Source organism: Psychromonas antarctica (assembly GCF_022267535.1).
Classification (GTDB): Bacteria; Pseudomonadota; Gammaproteobacteria; order Enterobacterales; family Psychromonadaceae; genus Psychromonas; species Psychromonas antarctica.
The window spans coordinates 1-6,516 of the sequence record NZ_JAHNZV010000134.1 but is presented as its reverse complement, the minus strand read 5'-3'; the positions used below and the strand labels follow the sequence as shown (position 1 = coordinate 6,516).

At 37.4% G+C, this 6,516-nt stretch carries 7 protein-coding genes; 5 read left to right on the top strand and 2 right to left on the bottom strand.

The annotated features are described in order from the left end of the window. Window positions 1-674 precede the first annotated feature (674 nt). Both KSO91_RS15460 and KSO91_RS15455 read left to right on the top strand, forming a co-directional pair. Entirely contained in the window at window positions 675-1,697 is a 1,023-nt protein-coding gene (locus KSO91_RS15460) for a hypothetical protein (protein ID WP_238743928.1), read from the top strand. A 5-nt stretch (window positions 1,698-1,702) separates the two neighbouring features. Further along, a complete protein-coding gene (locus KSO91_RS15455) occupies window positions 1,703-2,053 on the top strand; it encodes a hypothetical protein (protein ID WP_238743927.1) in 351 nt (116 codons plus the stop codon). Window positions 2,054-2,368: 315 nt separating this feature from the next. Here KSO91_RS15455 and KSO91_RS15450 read toward each other — a convergent pair whose 3' ends face one another. Continuing rightward, a complete protein-coding gene (locus tag KSO91_RS15450; RefSeq protein ID WP_238743926.1) occupies window positions 2,369-3,436 on the bottom strand; it encodes an IS91 family transposase in 1,068 nt (355 codons plus the stop codon). Window position 3,437: 1 nt separating this feature from the next. Beyond that, window positions 3,438-4,340: a tyrosine-type recombinase/integrase gene (locus KSO91_RS15445; protein WP_238743925.1), complete on the bottom strand. Its 903-nt coding sequence runs from the start codon at window positions 4,338-4,340 to the stop codon at window positions 3,438-3,440. Between the two features lie 227 nt (window positions 4,341-4,567). Between KSO91_RS15445 and KSO91_RS15440 the strand changes: the two genes are divergently transcribed. The 3 genes from KSO91_RS15440 to KSO91_RS15430 all read left to right on the top strand — a co-directional run bounded on the left by KSO91_RS15440 (window position 4,568) and on the right by KSO91_RS15430 (window position 6,037). Beyond that, complete coding sequence (locus KSO91_RS15440; RefSeq protein WP_238743924.1) at window positions 4,568-4,870, top strand: hypothetical protein; 303 nt, start codon at window positions 4,568-4,570, stop codon at window positions 4,868-4,870. 126 nt (window positions 4,871-4,996) lie between these two features. After that, window positions 4,997-5,284 (top strand): hypothetical protein, encoded by a 288-nt coding sequence (locus KSO91_RS15435; protein WP_238743923.1) that lies wholly within the window; start codon window positions 4,997-4,999, stop codon window positions 5,282-5,284. Between the two features lie 255 nt (window positions 5,285-5,539). Continuing rightward, complete coding sequence (locus KSO91_RS15430; protein WP_238743922.1) at window positions 5,540-6,037, top strand: hypothetical protein; 498 nt, start codon at window positions 5,540-5,542, stop codon at window positions 6,035-6,037. The last annotated feature ends 479 nt before the right edge of the window (window positions 6,038-6,516 follow it).

The following is a 6,516-nucleotide window of genomic DNA, read 5'->3' as shown; positions in this document are numbered from 1 at the left end:
TGAAAAGTATGCTATGTTTATTCATGCTAGCCTCCACGTTATATTATTGATATATATATTATGGCTCTGGTTGTAAAACTAACCCACGGTAGAGGCTAGCACCTTAGTGGGAAGTCATTATGTCTAAATTTCACTCCGATTTGTGAAATGTAAAAATGATTAATAGGTTGGTTGGGTGTTTTGCGCGATCCCATATCCAATGGATTTGCGAATCGACTCTCTGAATCGCAGCTGGAAATGGGGCAATATAAAGTTGGCTTTTGTATTAAACGGGCTTGGTTAATTTACCTATTTATCAGTGTCACGTTTTGAGCCTTTTTATCTGAAGTTGGGCTACTTAGTTGAATATTAAATTAACTGAATCAAAGCGTTTCGTTTCAAGTTAAAACAAAAATAAGCGTTGAGTTTCATGCAGGCTATGAGCTTACAAGTCGCAAAACTTAACAAGGCAAAGCACTGGACGCATTACGCTTTGTCGTCTTTTTTGCAAAAACAAAAAGCCGCAAAAATGTCGCCAAATCTAAGCGCCAGTGTTTAGCGGCGTTAGTTGCCTTGCATTAGACTTCGTTTACTCGTTATTTATCGTTCATGTATATATTTTACTTTTATTTTATGTAAAAATGCTTGTCAAATTCAAGTACGCAACAACACTGTAGAAATTAAAGGGTTAATATATGGCTGCACTACAACCTGATACACATAATAAAGCGATACATATTGTTGAAAAATCGATGACTGTCGATCAATTAATTATGATTATGTATAACTCACCATCTCAAATTGTTTATGATCATTTTAAAATGGTTAACTCTCATTTGAAAAACAACATGGTACAAGTTGGACAAGTCGTATTATTATCACCAGCTAACAGCAAAGAATGTACTTTGGAAGAAGCTGAATTTTTAGATGTTGCAGAGTCTGTTGATAGAACACTATTAAAACTCGATAGTTCTGAGCGTGAAATTTTGGCAAAACGATATTCTTTCTTGTCTAGTGTGGCTAGTTATAATGGCTTAATGTTAGGTATAAGTAATACCACGTGGAATGCACACACTAGCCAAGTAAAGTCGATTTTAAAAGATTTAGAGCGCTCATATGTTAATAGCTACAATTCAACAGGAAATTTAAATAATCAAAGTTTTTTTACTAGAAGACAAGTTTATTTTCAACGACTTGATAATGCACTTAGTCGATTCGGTCAGCCAGCAATGGGTGGGAAATTACTCTCTGGTGATATTCGCAGTAATTTAGGGCTTAGCAGCAAAAGTATTGTTCATCAATGGAGTAAACAACCTGGTAATGTAACGACTATTCCTAATTTTTCAAAAAACTACGAAACAGTTGCAAAAATGTCACGTAATTTAAAACGAGTCGGTTATGTAGGGATAGCTTTAACAGGGGTTGATGCTGTTGCTAATATCCAACAAGCTTGCACTGCTGGTGATTCCACAACGTGTAGTAAAGCTAAATATACTCAAACAGGTAAAGCAGCCGGAAGCATTGGTGGTGGTTACCTTGGAGGGGCTCTTGCTTATGCTGGCTGTAATGTTTTATTTGGCATAGAGAGTGGGGGAACAAGTTTGTTTTGGTGTTCGTTAGTTGTTGGCTCAGGTGCTGGATACTTGGGTGGGAATTATGGTGGGTCTAAAGGTGAGTTTTTGGGGAATGAAATATATAAGTCAAATGGAATTAAATAATAGATATGACTGAATTAAATTTAGCATCTCAAATATCAATGCTTTTATTTGTAATTGGTTTAAGTCTTGCGTTTATTAGCATCTGTTTTGTTTTCTATTTAAAGGCTAAGTGGCTCCCTTTTGTGGAAAATGTCATCGATGGTGATTGTTATTCTTTTTCTTCTAATATATTTTCTGCTGGTTTAGGGATCACTCGTTATGCGCTTATATTTTTATTTGATTGGCAAGCTAGACGTTGCAATAGATACGAAGAAAAAGACAAAGTCCCCCTTAAAATACAAAGACTATTTATTATTAACCAGTTACTTGTATTTATTGGTGCGGCACTTCTTTTTGGTGGTGGAATGCTGGAATAGATTCATAAAACCACGTCAAAACGGACAACTAACTAATAAGGATAGGTGGTGTGAGCAACGCGAACCACGACCTAATCCTATTGTTGGACAAGCCCGTGTGGTTATCTCTGCTCTTTATAGTAAATATTTAAATCGAGGAACGAGGAATACTGTTTCGTTGTTGGTGACGTGTTTTTTTGGTCGAGTGTTACCACTGTCGCACCTGCCTTTATCTGCAACATATTGAATTAACACTGTATTGTTTATCCATTCACACTCCTTTTGGGATTAATGCTTCATTCGCCACAAATCCTTTTGCTTAAACACATCCTTGTTTTATATCGTGGTGCCAACCTTAATAAGGTGTGAACCAATACGCATCATATAGAGTTGCATTTCAGTTTTGCATTGAGGGCAACAGACTGCATTTTTTCTTCGTATTGGCGTTGGTTTGAGTATCACTTTAAGTATCAACTGTAAGCGTTGTAATGTCGCTTTGGCATTGCCATGTAAAAATCCATAGTTGCGTGCGCGTCGAAATCCCTTGGGTAAAACATGCTGTAATACCCGCCATAAAAAATCCACAGCAGGCTCTTTGATGTTTTGATATTGCTTGCTTTTACTTTCTTTATAACGAAAGATCACTTGGTCATTATCAATGCTTAAGATGTTATTCTCACTAATAACACTGCGGTATAGATAGCGTGCAAGATAGGTTAATGCACCATCGCCTTTTCCTACATATTCACAATCTACATTCCACTCTTTAGGTGTTTTAGCGGGCAAGTAATAGTGTGCTTTGCACATCTGCTCTATAAATTTACCACGAAAAACCTTGGCTAAATTATCCGCATAAAATAGGTACTTTCCCGCCTTGCTCAACCACATGGTTTTGTTTTTGTTCAGCGTGCCCGCAGGTACTACAAAATGTACGTGCGGGTGAAAATCCAAATTTCTGGCATGTGTATGCAAAACGGCAATATATCCTGTGATATCACCGAGTTTTTTATCCTTCTTAAAAAAGGAGTTCAAGGTTTCTTTTGCTGCTTTAAGTAAGGCTTGATAAGCCCATTTTTGATGATGCCAAACAAATGATCTGAGTTGATATGGCAAGGTAAAACCAACCAGATAATAATCTACGGGTAGTAATTTCTGACGTTGTTTATCTAACCAATCATTATTGGCTTTATGTTGACAGGCAGGACAATGTCGATGTCCGCATGAGGGAAATAAGGTCGCAGTAAGATGACAGTCGTCACAGTGATATAACATGGCGCCGGCCTGTGCGGTATGACAGGCAATGATTTGTTTGAGCGCATGTCGATGTGTGTTTTGCATTTTGTAGCCGTATTTTTCGAGTAGTGCTTGTTGGTATTTCTGGGCAATGGAAGCGAGGCTGATCATGTTAATTCTCCTGCCAATTAATGGAAATTGAATCAACAATATCATTGAGTATTAATGCACTATTTTGAGCGGTTTCGTTCGTCATGCGCGTGTAAATTGCAGTGGTCTTTGGATCAGCATGCCCTAGGAATTCTTGAATAGAGCGCAGGTTGCAACCGCTTTCTAACATATGAGTGGCAATAGAATGACGCAGAGTATGCACATGAACGTTTTTACTGATACCACATTCTTTAGCAACAATCTTAATCGTTTTTTGAACCCCGCCTTTATCCATTATCATTGTTTTACCCTGGCAAAGATGTGGGGGTTTACCGCCAGGAAAGAGTAATTTTGGATGACGATGGGTTTTCCAATATCGGCGTAAAGCTAATAAAGTGGTTTGTGGTAAGGGAACAAAGCGGTCTTTTTTACTTTTGGTATTGTGTAAATGAACTTGCATCAGAGACTTATCAATATCAGCTATTGTCAGGTTGAGTGACTCGCTTAAACGTAACCCTAAACTGTATGTGGTGAGATAATACACTTGGTAACGAAGCTGCCGAGTTGCATTGATAATTGCTTGTACTTCGGCGATGGATAATACATCTTGAATTGCTTGCTGCTTAGGTGGCTTTACGATATTAACCCAAACCCAAGGACGGTTGAGTAGGTATTTATAGCAAAATTGAATAGCGCAGCGTGCAATTTTGACAGAGCTCCAAGATTTGTAGGTCGCAATGTAGATAAAGTAGTATTTTAATTGCTCAGCAGAAAGTTGGTCAGGGCAAGTATCGAAAAATTCGGCGACTTGGCGCAATGCTCTGCTATAACTATCAATGGTTTTAGGTTGCATGCCTTGTAAGAATAATTCATTGAGGTAAGATTGATATAACTTGTCAAAACGAGCTTGTTCGAGTGGTTTCATAATAACCTCCAAATAAAGCCGTTAACATTAACGGTACCTTATTTGTAGGCTCGATTGAGGTTGTCTGTTTTATCTGCCGCGCAGCGGCTTCGTTCAACAAGCTAATTAACTGGATGCATAACGGCTGTCATCGTTTTTGCGAAAAAAAAAGCCGCAAAAACAACGCCAACCTACGCGCCAGTTATTAAAGCGTTAGCTTTTATCCAGTTACTACAGAGGGTTCAGCAATGGCATTAATTACAAATATTCAGCACTTTTTGGATGAAGATGGAAGCTTGGCTGAATTGAACTTAGAATCAATCGAGTTATTAGCTTTTTTGACTGGAATTATTGAATCAGCTTCAATTGCATATGAGCGGCCAGCAAGTTTAGCTAGTGTTAACTGTCGTAAGTGTGATGGTGAAGTAGAAGTATGGGTTTGTCCTGATAGCCATACAATTGGTTGGGAATGCTTAGAGTGCGAGGAAGAAGGAACCATATCTAATTGGGAAGGAACTCAATGGGATAATAGAGATCCTATTCGGCACTAAAAACCCTAACAAGAACCTGCAAAGGACGTAAAAGCCAGCCCGTTTTTTGCAGGAGCAAAGGCGCAAAAAAAGGTCTCACCTTTTACGCCTTTGAGGTTGGCGTTATATTTCACGGAGAGTTAAAGTTTGAATGAGCAGAAAGTAATTTATTCTATAGCGTGGTATCAGCCCGAAGAGTGGCAACACTTGAAAGAAATAGTAGATGATCCATCGTCGCTTGATGACAGTTATGAAGAATGGCGAAGTAGTGCAGAGAAAGCTATCGTAGAATTGAGATCAAATGGACAGTCTGTAAAAAAAACAGCTATCAAAATTAGTTCGTTACTAACTTGGTGTGAATCGAAAGGTGTAAAACCTGATAGTAAAGCCAGATCTGAATACGCTGCATTTTTATCAGAAAAAAGAAGTAGCTGAAATACACACAAGGCACTTAAACGGAACTAAAACAGTGGGTTACGTTTCGCTTCGCTACACATTTCAACCCACAATTTTAGTCCGCTTAGTGCGGCGTTAAATTTCTCTTGTGAATTAATCGGGATTCAAGTTGTCTGTGCAATAAGAACTTCAATTACATTGTTTTTATGTGGGCGTGATATAATTTTGCCAAATAATTCGGGTGAGCGGTGCTCCATCCTCAAGTTTACTGCAAATATAGGCAAGGAGCCTTAAATGAATAAACTAATCAGTTCTTTAATCTTTCTTTTTTCTATCAGTTGCTATGGGGGGGAGGATCTAATTGTTTCAAGCCAAACTTTAGTCGAATATGATAAACCTCAAGTTATCTCTCATACTGGAAGTGTTTTGATTATGAAATATGATGGGTGGTATTTTTCTCATGAAATAATTGATCCCGTTAAAATTTATCCATCGATAGATCTTACTGGATTAGAAAAAGATTTTGTAAAATCCTTATTTGAAGTATCTGTCAGAAAATCATTTCCAAAATGGCTGTCCGAACTATCAGCAGAGCAGGCTACTGTTTTCGGTATTTATGAAAATAAGTTTGACTACAAAAAACTTCAAAAAATAGAAATTTACTCTATTTATGATCCTGAATCTGAAAAAGGAAATGTATTTATCATTGAGGATAATCAAATCCATCATATAAATGTTAACGGCAAAAAAGATAAGTACACAAATTTAATCAACTCAATTAAGGAAAGATAAAATGAGCTTAGACACTCTAGAACAACATAACCTTAAAGGTTTTCTTTTGAGTCTATATGGTCCGCAGGTGAATAGTTGGCCGATGAACGATGATATTTTTGATTTGACGTATGTTCTTTTGCAAAATCGAATAAATGTTCAGATTTAATGGATTTAGTTCCTCGTCCTATACCTCCAGGTCAAGCAGCTACTAAATACTTAACCAAGCAATTGAAAAATATCATATTGAGATCCTTAAAAGAACGAAAACAACACTATAAAACATGCGTAATAGCAGTGTCATGGGGTATGAAAATGGATTTCATAAGCAAAGCAAATGGGTTGTAAATAAATCTTGTCAATTCGAAAAATTTAACAACACGCCCTGAGGTGGACCGCAAGTAAAAATTAGCTAGTTATTGCAAATTTTAACAGCGGTGAGCCTCTTCGTTTCAGTGCTTCTAAATATTTTGACTCATCGTACGGTGTGTTGGTTTTCC

What these genes read in the sequence shown, in the direction of transcription:
- KSO91_RS15460 (WP_238743928.1), top strand. Translation starts at nt 675, where the DNA reads ATGGCTGCACTACAACCTGATACACATAATAAAGCGATACATATTGTT.
- KSO91_RS15455 (WP_238743927.1), top strand. Translation starts at nt 1,703, where the DNA reads ATGACTGAATTAAATTTAGCATCTCAAATATCAATGCTTTTATTTGTA.
- KSO91_RS15450 (WP_238743926.1), bottom strand. Translation starts at nt 3,436, where the DNA reads ATGATCAGCCTCGCTTCCATTGCCCAGAAATACCAACAAGCACTACTC.
- KSO91_RS15440 (WP_238743924.1), top strand. Translation starts at nt 4,568, where the DNA reads ATGGCATTAATTACAAATATTCAGCACTTTTTGGATGAAGATGGAAGC.
- KSO91_RS15430 (WP_238743922.1), top strand. Translation starts at nt 5,540, where the DNA reads ATGAATAAACTAATCAGTTCTTTAATCTTTCTTTTTTCTATCAGTTGC.
- KSO91_RS15445 (WP_238743925.1), bottom strand. Translation starts at nt 4,340, where the DNA reads ATGAAACCACTCGAACAAGCTCGTTTTGACAAGTTATATCAATCTTAC.